At 59.5% G+C, this 15,470-nt stretch carries 13 protein-coding genes; 3 read left to right on the forward strand and 10 right to left on the reverse strand.

What is annotated here, in order from left to right:
* The 6 genes from carB to grpE form a co-directional block, all read right to left on the reverse strand.
* Nucleotides 1–3,222 carry a carbamoyl-phosphate synthase large subunit gene (carB, locus tag AC1RP7_RS24200; protein WP_493182927.1) on the reverse strand — a complete coding sequence of 1,074 codons (3,222 nt, stop codon included), beginning with the start codon at nucleotides 3,220–3,222 and terminating at the stop codon, nucleotides 1–3.
* A 116-nt stretch (nucleotides 3,223–3,338) separates the two neighbouring features.
* Nucleotides 3,339–4,475 carry a glutamine-hydrolyzing carbamoyl-phosphate synthase small subunit gene (gene carA / locus AC1RP7_RS24205; protein WP_090453031.1) on the reverse strand — a complete coding sequence of 379 codons (1,137 nt, stop codon included), beginning with the start codon at nucleotides 4,473–4,475 and terminating at the stop codon, nucleotides 3,339–3,341.
* 259 nt (nucleotides 4,476–4,734) lie between these two features.
* Complete coding sequence (dapB, locus tag AC1RP7_RS24210) at nucleotides 4,735–5,538, reverse strand: 4-hydroxy-tetrahydrodipicolinate reductase (protein WP_493182930.1); 804 nt, start codon at nucleotides 5,536–5,538, stop codon at nucleotides 4,735–4,737.
* 10 nt (nucleotides 5,539–5,548) lie between these two features.
* Complete coding sequence (gene dnaJ / locus AC1RP7_RS24215; protein WP_057716482.1) at nucleotides 5,549–6,673, reverse strand: molecular chaperone DnaJ; 1,125 nt, start codon at nucleotides 6,671–6,673, stop codon at nucleotides 5,549–5,551.
* A 295-nt stretch (nucleotides 6,674–6,968) separates the two neighbouring features.
* Complete coding sequence (gene dnaK / locus AC1RP7_RS24220; RefSeq protein WP_057716483.1) at nucleotides 6,969–8,885, reverse strand: molecular chaperone DnaK; 1,917 nt, start codon at nucleotides 8,883–8,885, stop codon at nucleotides 6,969–6,971.
* 102 nt (nucleotides 8,886–8,987) lie between these two features.
* Nucleotides 8,988–9,554, reverse strand: a complete 567-nt coding sequence (gene grpE / locus AC1RP7_RS24225; RefSeq protein WP_015093431.1) for a nucleotide exchange factor GrpE — start codon at nucleotides 9,552–9,554, stop codon at nucleotides 8,988–8,990.
* Nucleotides 9,555–9,794: 240 nt separating this feature from the next.
* On the opposite strand from grpE, the gene recN reads away from it, so the two are divergent.
* Nucleotides 9,795–11,468 carry a DNA repair protein RecN gene (recN, locus tag AC1RP7_RS24230; protein ID WP_090453029.1) on the forward strand — a complete coding sequence of 558 codons (1,674 nt, stop codon included), beginning with the start codon at nucleotides 9,795–9,797 and terminating at the stop codon, nucleotides 11,466–11,468.
* 76 nt (nucleotides 11,469–11,544) lie between these two features.
* Here the strand turns inward: recN and fur are convergent, their stop codons facing one another.
* On the reverse strand, nucleotides 11,545–11,949 hold the full coding sequence (gene fur, locus AC1RP7_RS24235; protein ID WP_003197684.1) for a ferric iron uptake transcriptional regulator: 405 nt from the start codon (nucleotides 11,947–11,949) through the stop codon (nucleotides 11,545–11,547).
* A 97-nt stretch (nucleotides 11,950–12,046) separates the two neighbouring features.
* Between fur and AC1RP7_RS24240 the strand changes: the two genes are divergently transcribed.
* The gene (locus AC1RP7_RS24240; protein ID WP_057716485.1) at nucleotides 12,047–12,574 is read left to right on the forward strand and encodes an outer membrane protein assembly factor BamE; all 528 of its coding nucleotides are present in this window, start codon (nucleotides 12,047–12,049) and stop codon (nucleotides 12,572–12,574) included.
* Between the two features lie 62 nt (nucleotides 12,575–12,636).
* Here AC1RP7_RS24240 and AC1RP7_RS24245 read toward each other — a convergent pair whose 3' ends face one another.
* From AC1RP7_RS24245 to AC1RP7_RS24255, 3 genes are read right to left on the reverse strand one after another with little or no spacing between them, the layout of a single operon-like run.
* Nucleotides 12,637–12,951: an RnfH family protein gene (locus tag AC1RP7_RS24245; protein WP_057716486.1), complete on the reverse strand. Its 315-nt coding sequence runs from the start codon at nucleotides 12,949–12,951 to the stop codon at nucleotides 12,637–12,639.
* Complete coding sequence (locus tag AC1RP7_RS24250; protein WP_057716487.1) at nucleotides 12,944–13,378, reverse strand: type II toxin-antitoxin system RatA family toxin; 435 nt, start codon at nucleotides 13,376–13,378, stop codon at nucleotides 12,944–12,946. Before AC1RP7_RS24250 ends, AC1RP7_RS24245 begins: the two co-directional genes overlap by 8 nt.
* A 7-nt stretch (nucleotides 13,379–13,385) precedes the next feature.
* The gene (locus AC1RP7_RS24255) at nucleotides 13,386–14,789 is read right to left on the reverse strand and encodes a sodium-dependent transporter (RefSeq protein ID WP_090453025.1); all 1,404 of its coding nucleotides are present in this window, start codon (nucleotides 14,787–14,789) and stop codon (nucleotides 13,386–13,388) included.
* 118 nt (nucleotides 14,790–14,907) lie between these two features.
* Here AC1RP7_RS24255 and smpB point away from each other — a divergent pair, with 118 nt between their 5' ends.
* Nucleotides 14,908–15,390 (forward strand): SsrA-binding protein SmpB, encoded by a 483-nt coding sequence (smpB, locus tag AC1RP7_RS24260; RefSeq protein ID WP_008057382.1) that lies wholly within the window; start codon nucleotides 14,908–14,910, stop codon nucleotides 15,388–15,390.
* The last annotated feature ends 80 nt before the right edge of the window (nucleotides 15,391–15,470 follow it).

Raw genomic sequence — 15,470 nt, forward strand, 5'->3', positions numbered from 1 at the left:
TCATGCCTTCAATCCTGCGTGTAGATCCTGCAAGCGGCGCACGGTCTTCTCGGGACCGAACTTCAGCGCTTCACAGATGGCTTCGCCAGCAGCAATGGTGGTGGTGCAGTAAATCTTGTGCTGCAGGGCATTACGACGAATGGAGTACGAATCAGCGATCGACTGACGACCTTCGGTGGTGTTGATGATCAGCGTGACTTCGTCATTCTTGATCATGTCGACCACGTGCGGACGACCCTCGGTCACCTTGTTCACACGGCGCACTTTCAGACCTGCAGCCTCGATCAGCTTGGCAGTACCGGCAGTGGCGACCACTTCGAAGCCCAAGTTGATCAGATCACGGGCCACGCCCGCAACCAGTGGCTTGTCGTCGTCACGTACGCTGATGAACGCAGTACCGCCGGTCGGCAACACTTCGCTGGCACCCATCTGGGCCTTGGCGAACGCTTCACCGAAGGTGTCGCCCACGCCCATCACTTCACCAGTCGACTTCATCTCTGGGCCGAGGATCGGGTCAACACCAGGGAATTTGGCGAACGGGAACACCGCCTCTTTCACGCTGTAGAAGTTCGGGATGATTTCCTTGGTGAAACCCAGCTCTTTCAGGGTTTTGCCGGCCATCACGCGCGCCGCGATCATCGCCAGGGAAACACCGATGCACTTGGACACGAACGGTACGGTACGGGAGGCGCGCGGGTTGACTTCGATGACGTAGATGTCCTCGCCTTGCAGCGCCAACTGTACGTTCATCAGGCCGACTACACCCAGCTCCAGGGCCATTTTCTTGACCTGTTCACGCATTTCGTCCTGGATGTGCGCCGGCAGCGAGTACGGCGGCAGCGAGCATGCGGAGTCACCGGAGTGAACACCAGCCTGCTCGATGTGCTGCATGATCGCGCCGATTACCACGTCCTTGCCGTCGCAGACCGCATCCACGTCCATTTCGATCGCGCAATTGAGGAAGTGGTCCAGCAGCACCGGGCTGTCGTTGGACACTTGAACCGCTTCACGCAGGTAGCGCTTGAGTTCTTCTTCTTCGTAAACGATTTCCATCGCACGACCGCCCAGTACATAGGACGGACGCACCACCAGCGGGTAACCGATCTTGGCGGCGGCACGAATCGCTTCGTCTTCGCTGCGCACGGTGGCGTTTGGCGGCTGACGCAGGTTCAGGCGCTGAACCATCTGCTGGAAGCGCTCACGGTCTTCCGCGCGGTCGATGGCGTCAGGGCTGGTACCGATGATCGGCACGCCGGCGGCTTCCAGGGCACGCGCCAGTTTCAGCGGGGTCTGGCCGCCGTACTGGACGATCACGCCTTTCGGCTTCTCGACGCGGACGATTTCCAGCACGTCTTCCAGGGTCACTGGTTCGAAGTACAGGCGATCGGAGGTGTCGTAGTCGGTGGATACGGTTTCCGGGTTGCAGTTGACCATGATGGTCTCGTACCCGTCATCGCGCAGGGCCAGTGCCGCGTGTACGCAGCAGTAGTCGAACTCGATGCCCTGGCCGATACGGTTCGGACCGCCACCCAGGATCATGATCTTGTCGCGACCCGATGGCGCCGCTTCGCACTCTTCTTCGTACGTCGAGTACAGGTAAGCGGTATCGGTGGCGAACTCGGCGGCGCAGGTGTCGACGCGCTTGTAGACCGGGAAGATGTCCAGCTTGTGACGGTGAGCGCGCAGGCTCTTCTCGGTCACACCCAGCAGCTTGGCCAGGCGCATGTCGGAGAAGCCCTTGCGCTTGAGGCGGAACATCAGGTCGCGGTCGATGCTGGTCAGACCCAGGGTCTTGACCTTCTCCTCGTCCTTGATCAGGTCTTCCATCTGCACCAGGAACCAAGGGTCGATCATGGTCATGCCGAAGATGTCTTCAACGCTCATGCCGGCGCGCATCGCGTCCGCCACGTACCAGATACGCTCGGCACCCGGCACGGTCAGCTCGCGCTTGAGGACGCTCATGCTTTCCGGGTTGGCCAGATCAACCTTCTCGTCCAGACCGCAAACACCGACTTCCAGGCCGCGCAGGGCTTTCTGCAGGGACTCCTGGAAGGTCCGGCCGATGGCCATGACTTCACCGACCGACTTCATCTGAGTGGTCAGGCGCGCGTCAGCCTTGGAGAACTTCTCGAAGGCAAAGCGTGGCAGCTTGGTGACGACGTAGTCGATGGACGGCTCGAAGGACGCCGGGGTCTTGCCGCCGGTGATGTCGTTCGACAGCTCGTCGAGGGTGTAACCCACGGCCAGCTTGGCCGCAACCTTGGCGATCGGGAAGCCGGTGGCTTTCGAAGCCAGGGCCGACGAACGGGATACACGCGGGTTCATCTCGATCACGACCATGCGGCCAGTGTTCGGGCAGATACCGAACTGAACGTTGGAGCCGCCGGTTTCCACGCCGATCTCGCGCAGTACCGCCAGGGAGGCGTTACGCAGGATCTGGTATTCCTTGTCAGTCAGGGTCTGTGCAGGTGCCACGGTGATCGAGTCGCCGGTGTGCACGCCCATCGGGTCGAAGTTTTCGATGGAGCAGACGATGATGCAGTTGTCCTTCTTATCGCGGACAACCTCCATCTCGTACTCTTTCCAACCGATCAGTGATTCGTCGATCAGCAGTTCCTTGGTCGGCGACAGGTCCAGACCACGGGCGCAGATTTCTTCGAACTCTTCACGGTTGTAAGCGATACCGCCACCGGTGCCGCCCATGGTGAAGGACGGACGGATGATGCACGGGAAGCCAAGCTTCTCGAGGACCGCATTGGCCTCTTCCATGCTGTGGGCGATACCGGAACGCGGGCACGCCAGGCCGATGGACTTCATCGCCTTGTCGAAACGCGAACGGTCTTCAGCCTTGTCGATGGTGTCGGCGTTGGCACCGATCATCTCTACGCCGAACTTCTCCAGAACGCCTTCGCGCTCCAGGTCCAGGGCGCAGTTCAGAGCAGTCTGGCCGCCCATGGTCGGCAGCAGCGCATCCGGACGCTCTTTTTCGATGATCTTGGCAACGGTCTGCCACTTGATCGGCTCGATGTAGGTGGCGTCGGCCATGGCCGGGTCGGTCATGATGGTGGCCGGGTTGGAGTTCACCAGGATGACGCGGTAGCCCTCCTCGCGCAGGGCTTTACAGGCCTGGGCGCCGGAGTAGTCGAATTCGCAGGCCTGGCCGATCACGATCGGGCCAGCGCCGAGAATCAGGATGCTTTTAATGTCTGTACGTTTTGGCATGGGTTTGTCACTCAAATCCGCAGGTCAGTCGGCAAGCCGTCTTGTTCAATCTGAAGCCTTGAGGGGGCCGCCGGTATCGGGACCACCCTCAAGCCTTGCTACATCAGGGCGAGCGATCAGCGTCGCTTGGCCATCTCGGTGATGAAGCGATCGAACAATGGCGCTACGTCGTTCGGGCCAGGGCTGGCTTCCGGGTGACCCTGGAAGCTGAAGGCGCTCTTGTCGGTACGCTCGATACCTTGCAGGGTGCCGTCGAACAGCGATTTGTGGATCGCGCGAACGTTGGCCGGCAGGGTCGCTTCGTCTACGGCAAAACCGTGGTTCTGGCTGGTGATCATCACCACACCGCTGTCCAGGTCCTGGACGGGGTGGTTGGCACCGTGGTGGCCATGACCCATTTTCAGGGTCTTGGCGCCGGAGGCCAGGGCCAGCAGTTGGTGACCGAGGCAGATACCGAAGACCGGAATTTCGGTTTCCAGCACGTCCTGGATCGCCTGGATCGCGTAGTCGCAAGGCTCCGGGTCACCAGGGCCGTTGGACAGGAATACGCCGTCCGGCTTCAGCGCCAGCACATCGGCAGCAGGTGTTTGCGCAGGCACGACGGTCACGCGGCAACCGCGCTCGACCAGCATGCGCAGGATGTTCACCTTGACGCCGTAGTCGTAGGCAACCACGTGGTACGGCAGCTCGGAAGCTTCGATGGTCGCGTGGCTGTCGGTTTTCAGATCCCAGACAGTCGAGCGCCACTCGTAGCTTTCCTTGGTGCTGACGACTTTCGCCAGGTCCATGCCCTTGAGGCCAGGGAAAGCCTGGGCGGCGGCAATGGCGGCAGCTTCGGAAATGTTGTCACCAGCCATGATGCAGCCGTTCTGCGCGCCTTTTTCACGCAGGATGCGCGTCAGGCGGCGGGTGTCGATACCGGCGATGGCCACAACATTGTTGGCCTTCAGGTAGTCGGACAGGGACATCGTGTTACGCCAGTTGCTCGCCACCAGTGGCAGGTCACGGATGACCAGGCCGGCAGACCAGACGCGGTTGGACTCGGCGTCTTCCGGCGTGGTGCCGGTGTTGCCGATGTGCGGGTAAGTCAGGGTAACAATCTGTTGGGCGTAGGAAGGATCGGTAAGGATTTCCTGATAGCCGGTCATTGCGGTGTTGAACACCACCTCACCAACGGTTTGACCGTCGGCTCCAATGGCTTCGCCGCGAAAAATGCTGCCATCAGCAAGGGCGAGTATGGCTGGCTTAGTCAAGAAGACCTCCCGTAAATAAAGCCTGAAAGGGCGATCGCAGGTTGTAAAAAAGCGGAGTGACGTATGGACACGTCACCCCGCTTCTTCACTGAATTATTCTGCGCGCTTTTAGTGGACACACTAAAGCTGTAGCTTACAGAAAAAGGCCTTTTTGGTCTACCGCCAATGAGCCTTAAAGGCTGGAGAATGCGACAGGACGTCGCTTGGCGGAACAAAACCGGGCTCAAACGCTGTGCGCGAGCCCGATTTCGGGTGCATCTTAACGCAGATCGAGCACGTCTTGCATGTCGTAAAGACCAGGCTCGCGCCCGTCCAGCCACAATGCAGCACGTACCGCACCCTTGGCGAACGTCATGCGACTGGACGCCTTGTGGGTGATCTCGACACGCTCGCCGTCGGCGGCGAACAGCACGGTGTGATCACCGACGATGTCGCCAGCGCGCACAGTGGCGAAACCAATGGTCTCGCGATCACGAGCGCCGGTCTGGCCCTCACGACCATACACCGCCACCTTTTTCAGATCGCGACCCAACGCATCGGCAATCACCTCTCCCATGCGCACGGCAGTGCCGGACGGCGCATCGACTTTATGCCGATGGTGAGCCTCGGTGATTTCGATATCGACATCGTCACCCAATACGCGAGCGGCCGTGTCGAGCAACTTCAGGCACAGGTTGACCCCGACACTGAAGTTGGCCGCGAAGACAATCGGAATGTCCTTGCCCGCTTCCGCCAGCAACTGCTTTTCTTCAACGCTGAAACCGGTGGTACCGATGATCATGGCCTTGCCGTGTTTACGGCAGAAAGCCAGGTTCTTCAGGGTCACCGTCGGGTGCGTGAAGTCGACCAGCACGTCGAACTCGTCGACCACCCGATCCAGATCACCGGACAGAGGCACGCCGATACGACCCAGCGCAGCCAACTCACCGGCATCCGCGCCGACTAACGTGCTGTCGGGACGATCCACCGCCGCCGTCAGACCGGCGCCCGGGGTTTGCTGCACGGCTTCAATCAGGGTCTTGCCCATGCGCCCGGCGGCGCCCATCACTGCAATACGTCGCATGCCTGTCTCCTTACAAATCGCCGAAGAAGCGCTTCACGCCTTCGAACCAACCGGTAGTTTTTGGTGAATGGCTGTTGTCATCCGCCAGCGAACTACGGAATTCCTCGAGCATTTCACGCTGGCGACGGCTCAGGTTGACCGGGGTCTCGACCGCCACGCGGCACATCAAGTCGCCAGCACCACCGCCACGCACTGGCGCGACACCCTTGCCGCGCACACGGAACTGCTTGCCGGTCTGGGTCCCCTCAGGGATCTTCAGCTTGACCCGGCCATCAAGGGTCGGAATCTCCAGCTCGCCACCCAGCGCCGCATCGACGAAGCTGATCGGCACTTCGCAGAACAGGTGCTTGCCATCGCGCTGGAAAATCGAGTGCTCGCGCACATTGATCACCACGTACAGGTCGCCAGTCGGGCCACCCTGGGCACCCGCCTCGCCTTCGCCGGACAGACGAATGCGATCACCGGTATCGACACCGGCCGGCACCTTCACCGACAGGGTCTTGTACTCTTCGACACGACCTTCGCCGTGGCAGGAATCGCACGGATCGGAAATGATCTTGCCTTGGCCATGGCAGCGCGGGCAGGTCTGCTGCACCGAGAAGAAACCTTGCTGCATGCGCACCTGGCCGATACCGCCGCAAGTCGGGCAGGTCACCGGCGCAGAACCTTTCTTGGCGCCGGAGCCGTCGCAAGGCTTGCAGTTGACCAGCGTCGGAACGCGGATATTCACGGTCGTACCGCGCACCGCCTCTTCGAGATCCAGCTCCAGGGTGTAGCGCAAGTCACTGCCGCGCTGAGCACCGCCACGGGAACCGCCGCGACCGCCACCGAAGAAGTCACTGAAGACATCACCAAAGATGTCGGAGAAGTTCTGACCGCCGAAACCGGCACCGCCGCCACCCATGCTCGGGTCGACACCGGCATGGCCGTACTGGTCGTACGCCGCGCGCTTGCTGGAATCGGACAGCACTTCGTAGGCCTCGTTGGCCTCCTTGAACATCTCTTCCGACGCCTTGTCATCGGGATTACGGTCCGGGTGGTGCTTCATCGCCAGGCGACGGTAAGCCTTCTTCAGGTCCGCTTCGCTTGAGCCACGCTCAACACCCAACACTTCGTAATAGTCACGCTTTGCCATAAGTCTTTGCACTCTTGAGGACGTCCGACAAAACCCTCCTGAGTTTGCCGAACTCGTTGAGCCCCAATACAGGCCCGGACCCAACTCACGTCAATTCAACGATCCTGGTCTTTGATTCTTGCGGTACTTGCGGCACGAAAAGCAGGAGCATTTCCGGCCATACCACCAGCACGTGAACGTTGTCGCATGCTGTAAAAATTCGCGTATTCCAGATACGCCAACGCGGGAGCAAGCTCCCGCGCGGCGACATCCTACCAGTCACCGCCTAAAGGCAGTCAACCGGCCGACCAACAACTTACTTGTGGTCTTTGACTTCTTCGAACTCGGCGTCGACAACGTCGTCAGCCTTTTCCGCCTTGTCGTCGTGCGGTGCCGCGCCTTCAGCAGGCTGAGCCTGTTCGGCGTACATCTTCTGCGCCACTGGAGCGGAGACTTTCGACAGCTCTTCAACCTTGGCGTCGATAGCAGCCTTGTCGTCACCTTTAACGGCGGCTTCCAGGGCAACTACGGCAGCTTCGATTGCAGTCTTCTCTTCAGCGGTCACTTTATCGCCGGCGTCGGAGACCATTTTGCGAGTCGAGTGAACCAGTGCATCACCCTGGTTACGGGCAGCGGCCAGCTCTTCGAACTTGCGATCTTCCTCGGCGTTAGCCTCGGCATCACGCACCATGCGCTCGATTTCTTCGTCGGACAGACCGGAGTTGGCCTTGATCACGATCGACTGAGTCTTGCCGGTAGCCTTGTCCTTCGCACCTACGTGCAGGATGCCGTTGGCGTCGATGTCGAAGGTCACTTCGATCTGCGGCACGCCACGTGGAGCTGGTGGAATGTCGGCCAGGTCGAACTTGCCCAGGGACTTGTTCTGTGCGGCTTGCTTACGCTCGCCTTGCAGCACGTGAATGGTCACGGCGCCCTGGTTGTCGTCGGCAGTCGAGAACACTTGCGATTTCTTGGTAGGAATCGTGGTGTTTTTCTCGATCAGCGCGGTCATCACGCCACCCATGGTTTCGATACCCAGGGTCAGCGGGCTGACGTCGAGCAGCAGAACGTCCTTCACGTCACCGGCCAGTACCGCACCCTGGATGGCAGCACCCATGGCAACCGCTTCGTCCGGGTTGACGTCTTTACGAGCTTCTTTACCGAAGAACTCGGTTACCAGCTTCTGAACCAGTGGCATACGGGTCTGACCGCCCACCAGGATCACGTCGTTGATCGCGCCAACGTCGATACCGGCATCTTTCATTGCGATGCGGCAAGGTTCGATGGTGCGCTGAACCAGGTCTTCCACCAGCGCTTCGAGCTTGGCGCGGGAGATCTTCACGTTCAGGTGCTTAGGACCGGTGGCGTCTGCAGTGATGTACGGCAGGTTCACGTCGGTCGACTGGCTCGAGGACAGTTCGATCTTGGCTTTTTCAGCAGCTTCTTTCAGGCGCTGCATGGCCAGCGGGTCGCCCTTGAGGTTCATGCCGCTTTCTTTCTTGAATTCGTCGACGAGGTAGTCGATCAGACGAATGTCAAAGTCTTCACCGCCCAGGAACGTGTCACCGTTGGTGGCCAGTACTTCGAACTGGTGCTCGCCATCGACTTCAGCGATCTCGATCACGGAAACGTCGAAAGTACCGCCGCCCAGGTCGTAAACGATCACGGTGTGATCGCCCTTGGCCTTGTCCATGCCGTAAGCCAGAGCAGCTGCGGTTGGTTCGTTGATGATACGTTTTACGTCCAGGCCAGCGATGCGGCCGGCGTCTTTGGTCGCCTGGCGCTGGCTGTCGTTGAAGTAGGCCGGAACGGTGATCACCGCTTCAGTCACGGTCTCGCCGAGATAGTCTTCGGCGGTCTTCTTCATCTTCTTCAGGATTTCAGCCGAGATTTGTGGCGGCGCCATTTTCTGGCCGTTCACTTCAACCCAGGCGTCGCTGTTGTCAGCCTTGACGATCTTGTAAGGGACCATCTGAATGTCTTTCTGCACGACTTCTTCGTCGAAACGACGACCGATCAGACGCTTCACCGCATACAGGGTGTTGTGCGGATTGGTCACGGCCTGACGCTTGGCCGACTGGCCAACCAGGATTTCGCCATCGTTGGCGTAAGCGATGATCGACGGCGTGGTACGCGCGCCTTCAGCGTTTTCAATAACTTTTGCCTTGCCGTTTTCCAGCACGGAGACGCAGGAGTTGGTAGTCCCCAGGTCGATACCGATAATTTTGCCCATGTTCACTCTCCCGAAACTTTGGATTTGGTTGCCGCAGCAGTGGTGGCTAACTGCGGTAGCACTTAAACGCTTGACTTATAAATGGGGGCCTTGCGGCGGATTTCAAGCCTGCTCGTCAATCGAAGGCGAAACCGGCGCAGGCGCCTTGCTGACCACGACCATCGCCGGGCGCAACAGGCGACCATTGAGCTGATAGCCCTTCTGGAACACCTTCAGAACGCTGTTCGGCTCGACATCTGCGCTTTCCTGCATGGCCATTGCCTGATGCTGAACGGCGTTGAACGGTTCGCCATGCGGATCGATCGCTTCAAGCTGATAACGCTTGAGAGTGTCGTGGAACATTTTCAGGGTCAGCTCGATGCCTTCGCGCATCGGACGGATGCTTTCGTCGTCCGGGCTGGACAGTTCCAGGCCACGCTCCAGGCTGTCGACGATCGGCAGCAGGTCGCCGGCGAATTTTTCCAGCGCGAACTTGTGAGCCTTCTCCACATCCTGCTCGGCGCGACGGCGGACGTTCTGCAGATCGGCGGCTACACGCAAAGCCTGATCCTGAGCGCCTGCCAGTTGCTCTTCGAGCACTTGTACACGAGCCGCCAGGTCATCACCCGAAGCCTCGGGCGCCTGGTTGGCGTCTGGGTTTTGCGTATCCACTGTCTGTTCGTCAGCCATAGATTTCTCCTTTCAATTTCGTCCGCGAGCTCAACTCGCGCGTCTGCCCAGCTATATGGGGCCGCAAAATCCGGCTTCAAGGGGGGCCGACGATTAACCCTACAAAAAACAACTGCTTTGTCATTCCCGGTCGCGATAAGGCTTTCGTCGGTCCGAGCGAATCGAGCTAACGAGGGGCATTGTCAGCCCGAAACAAAACACTGTATAAATAACCAGACCTAACACCTGGGAGCGGCCCATATGCTGGTGCACCTGTCCGTACACAACTACGCCATCGTTGAACATCTCGATCTCGAACTCGATCGCGGGATGAGCGTGATCACCGGAGAAACCGGCGCGGGCAAGTCGATCATGCTCGACGCGCTGGGCCTTACCCTGGGTGATCGCGCCGACAGCGGCGTGGTCCGCCCCGGCGCCGACAAGGCCGATATCCTGGCCACCTTCGATCTGGTCGACATTCCGGAAGCCAGCGCCTGGCTGGCCGAACGCGACCTCGAAAACGACGGCCCGTGCATCCTGCGCCGGGTCATCACATCCGAAGGGCGTTCGCGCGGCTACATCAACGGCACGCCCTGCCCGCTTGGCGACCTCAAGGCGCTGGGCGAGCTGCTGATCGACATTCACAGCCAGCACGAACACCAATCCCTGCTCAAGACCGATACTCACCGCCGCCTGCTCGATGAATATGCCGGCGCGACCGACCTTGCCCGCCAGGTTCAGCTCGCCGCCCAGCGTTGGCGCCAGACCCGCCAGGAACTGGAGCGACTCTCCAACTCCGGCGATGAGCAACGCGCCCGCCATCAGTTGCTCAGCTATCAACTCGAAGAACTGGAAAACCTTGGCCTTGGCGACAACGAGCTGGAGCAGCTCGAGCAGGAGCACAAGAACCTGACAAACGCAGAGACCTTGCTCGGGATCTGCCGGCAAGTCGTCGAGCAATGCAGTGAAAGTGATTCCGGGAATGTACTGAACGCCCTGACCGCCAGCCTCAACCGCCTGTCGAGCGTGAACAGCTCGATCGGTGCGCTGGGCGAAGCCAGCAGCCTGTTGACCAGTGCACAGATCCAGGTTGAAGAGGCCGTGGGTGAACTGAACCGCTTCCTCGACAACTTCGACGCCGATCCATCGCGCCTTCAATACCTTGAAGAGCGCCTCGACGCGATCTACACCCTGGCGCGCAAACACCGCATCCAGCCGACCGAAGTTGCCGAGATGCAGCAGAAACTGCTGGATGAAATCGAAACCCTCAACGCCAACGACGAATCCATCGAGAGACTGAGCGACGAACTGTCTTCATACGCTCGCCATTATCAGGAAAAGGCTCGCGAACTGAGCGATCTGCGTCATCAAGCCTCGAACAGCCTGGCCAGCGCCGTGGAACAGGAGATCCAGCGCCTGGGCATGCCTGGCGGGCGCTTCACCATCGAGCTGCGCCCAAACAGTAGCGACGAGCTACTCCCTAACGGACTTGAACAGGTTGAATTACTGGTCAGCGCCAACCCTGGTCAACCATTGAAAGCCTTGGCAAAAGTTGCATCCGGAGGCGAGCTGTCACGGATCAGCCTGGCGATCCAGGTGATCACCGCGCAGACATCTCGCGTTCCCACTCTAGTGTTCGACGAAGTGGACGTTGGTATCGGTGGTCCGACTGCGGAAATCGTCGGCCAGCTGTTGCGTCGCCTCGGCGAGCGCGGGCAGGTACTGACCGTGACCCACTTGCCGCAAGTGGCAGCGCAAGGCCATCAACATCTATTTGTGCATAAAGTGCGCGGCGAAGATGCCACCCGCACGGCCGTTTCCAGATTGAGCAAAAACGACCGCATCGAAGAAGTCGCACGGATGCTGGGCGGCATCGACCTCACCAAGGAATCCCTGGCGCATGCCAAAAAAATGGTGGTGGCCGCAAAAGCCTGAATAAAGGCAGAAAGCACGAAGGCGACCCTGGGGTCGCCTTCGTTCGTTTCGCAAACTGAATGTTCGCGCGACATGCTTACTTTTTCTTGCGCACGTACAGCACCAGATTGTGATCAACCATCTCGAAGCCATACTTGTCGACGATTGCTTTCTGAAGCCGCTCGATTTCTTCGTCGAAGAATTCGATCACTTCGCTGGTTTCGACGTTGACCATATGGTCGTGATGCTTTCCGTCGTCCAGTTCGAAGACCGCATGGCCTCCGTCGAAGTTGTGCCGCACCACAAGGCCAGCTGCCTCGAACTGGGTCAGAACACGGTAAACCGTGGCCAGACCGACGTCCTCACCAGCCTCCATAAGGGCCTTGTAGACATCCTCGGCACTCATGTGGCGCTGCTCGGCGGAATCGAGCATTTGCAGAATTTTGACCCGTGGCAGGGTCACTTTGAGGCCGGCTTTGCGTAGTTCGCTATTTTCAACCATGGTCAGCTTTCTCGCGATGCTGCTTCGCAGCTTCTCTTAATGCGGGTATGATCGGCGTTTACGTTGTCCCAGCCAAGATAGTGGAAGTCGCCCACCGATGCAAAACACCAAGCTCTTGCTAACCAGTTTCACCTTTGTGGGACTGCTCGCACTCGCCGGTTGTTCATTCCCCGGGGTTTACAAAATCGACATCCAGCAGGGCAATGTCGTCACGCAGGACATGATAGACCAGTTACGCCCGGGAATGACCCGTAAGCAAGTACGGTTTATCATGGGCAACCCTCTGCTGACTGACACGTTCCATGCCGATCGCTGGGATTATCTGTACAGCCTGCAACCGGGTGGCGGTGAACGCCAACAGGAACGCATTAGCGTTATCTTCAACCCAAATGATCAGCTTGTCAGCCTCTCCGGCGATTTCATGCCAGGCGTGAGCCGTGACGAAGCCATTCTCGGCAAGGACAGCGGCACTACAGTGGCTGCCCCGGCAGAAAACGTCGAGAAGCCAAAACCGGAAAAACCGGTCAAGCCAGGTTCGTTGCTGGATCAGATCCAGAAGGACGTCGACGGCGTAGAAACCGTTCCGGTCCCGACGCCGGAACCACTGGACACCTCGCCGCAATAATTTGCAACGCAATAAAAAGCCCGGCATGCCCGGGCTTTTTTATTGTCTGGCGTTCAAGCCACTCACTGATTCCGCGCTTTGGCCTCGGCAGCTTTCGCCGCGCGCAGTCGGCGCACCTCTTTCGGATCGGCCAGCAACGGGCGGTAAATCTCGATTCGATCCCCGGCCTGGACTACCCGACTCCCCGGGTCAGCGACCACCTTGCCGAAGATCCCCACAGGGCAATGGGTCAGATCCAGCTCCGGAAACTCTTCAGCCACGGCCGACCTGAGCAAGGCCGCCCGCACGGTCGTTCCGACAGGTACGGCCACTGTCAGCAGCACCTGACGGTCTACGGCCGCGTAGACCACCTCGACTTCAATCATGACCTCAACCATGTATCTGCTTGGCGCGCTGGCAGAACGCATCCACCAAAGTGTTGGCCGCCTGATTGAACAGCGGCCCCAAGGTGGCGCGAACCAGCGGCCCGGCATAATCGAACGACAGATCGAGGCTGATCTTGCAGGCTTTGTCGGTCAGCGCCTTGAATACCCAGATGCCATGCAATTGGGTGAAAGGGCCCTCTTCGAGATTCATTTCGATCGACTGCCCCGGAATCAACGTGTTGCGCGTCACGAAATGCTGACTGAGGCCACCCTTCGCCACGCCGACACTCGCCCGCATATGCTCAGGTGAGCTCTCCAGGACTTCGGCGGACGAGCACCACGGCAGAAACTCCGGATAGCGCGCCACGTCGTTGACCAGGTCATACAGCGCTTGCGCCGGGTACGGCAGCAAGGCCGAACGTGAAATGTGTGTCGTCATGTCAGCGTCACTTCCACAGCTGGGCGGCAAACACTACGAGAATGCCGATGGGCGCCACATAGCGCATCAAGAACAAGGACAGGCCAAACAGCGCAGGGTTACGGATCGACAACTCGTCGCGCACCGCCTCACGCCCCATGATCCAACCCGCAAACACCACGAAACACAAACCGCCAAGCGGCAGCATGAGTCGCGAGGTGAAGAAATCGATCACGCCAAAGAAGTCGAGGCCACCGGTCGCTCCCCATTGGTAGAGGTGGAACATCCCGCCTTCGTTCACGAAGAACTTGGCCTCCTTCCAGATATTGAAGGAGAACACCGTACCCAGGCCGACAAACCAGCAGCTGAACGCCAGCCAGAAGGTGACCCAGGCACGACTCACTTTAGTGCGCTCGACCAGGTAGGCCACCATCGGTTCCAGCAGGGAAATCGCCGAACTCCAGGCAGCGACCGCCACCAGCACGAAGAACACAACACCCATCAATTGCCCGAACGCTACGTTACCGAAGGCAAACGGCAGGCTGACGAACATCAGCCCCGGCCCTTCGCTCGGATTCAGGCCCGCCGCGAAAACAATCGGAAACAACGCAAGGCCGGCCACCAGGGAAACGAAGGTGTCGAGCAGCGCCACGCCGACAACCGTCCCTGAAATCGATGAGTTCTTCGGCATGTACGCACCGTAGATCATGATCGAGCCAACGCCCACGCTCAGGGAAAAGAACGCATGCCCCATCGCGGGCAACAAGCCGTCCATGACCTTTTCCGGGTGGAAGTCGAACATGAAATGCACGCCCTCCATGAAATGCCCGGTGGTCATGCTGTAGCCCAGCAACACGAGGATCATCACGAACAACAACGGCATCATGATTCGCAAGCTGCGTTCAAGCCCGGCAACCACGCCCTTGGCGATCACCACCGCTGACAACAGCATGAAAATCGTGTGCCAAAGTGTCAGGCGCCAGGGATCGGCGATCACATTGCCGAAGTAAGCCCCCACTTGATCAGGCGTCGCGCCCTGGAAGTCGCCACGCCCCATGTCGATGATGTAGTCCAGCGACCAGCCGCCAACCACACTGTAGAACGACAGGATCAGCAATGCCGTGATCATCCCGGCAAACGCGCCCCAGGACCATTTGGCCGAGTGCCCCGCCTCGACCGCCAGCATCTTCAAGGCATTGGCCGGACTTTGCCGGGCACGCCGGCCGATCAGGGTTTCCGCCAGCATGACCGGCACGCCGATCAATGCGATACAGGCCAGGAACATCAGCACGAAGGCGCCGCCGCCATAGACGCCGACCATGTACGGGAATTTCCAGATACTACCCAGCCCCACGGCCGAACCGGTCGCGGCGAGTATGAAGACCCAGCGGCTAGCCCAACTGCCGTGGACAGAAACCTTGTCTGTCGACATCGTTATCACGCCCAAGCGTTCAAAAAAGAGGCCGCATTGTCCGGGATTCAATCAACCTGCTCAAGCACGTAGCAACACCGTAGCCGACTCGCGTGCAACTCCCTATAATGCCGCCCCTATGGCTAAACAGAAGAAACACCCAACAGGGACCATCGCGCAAAACAAAAAGGCGCGACACGATTACTTCATCGAACATCGTTTCGAGGCTGGTCTGGTCCTGGCCGGCTGGGAAGTAAAAAGTCTGCGGGCAAGCAAACTGCAGCTGGTTGACAGCTACGTACTGCTCAAGGATGGCGAAGCCTGGCTGCTCGGCAGCCACATTACGCCCCTGACGACCGCCAGTACCCACGTCATTGCCGATCCGGTGCGCACCCGTAAATTGCTGCTCAACCGGCGCGAGCTGGAAAAGCTGGCCGCGGCCGTGCAGCAAAAGGGTTACGCCTGCGTATGCCTGTCCTGGTACTGGAGCAAGCACATGGTCAAGTGCGAGATCGCTCTGGGCAAGGGCAAGAAGGAATACGACAAGCGCGATACCGAGCGCGAACGCGACGCCGGTCGCGAGTTGCAGCGTGCAGTGCGCAACAAGGGCAAGGAAGACTGACTCTTTCGCCTTGAGGCCCCTTCGCGGGCAAGCCCGCTCCCACAGGGTATCGGTGTACCTGTGGGAGCGAGCTTGCCCGC

It is taken from the genome of Pseudomonas sp. GW822-FHT01E03 (assembly GCF_058802985.1).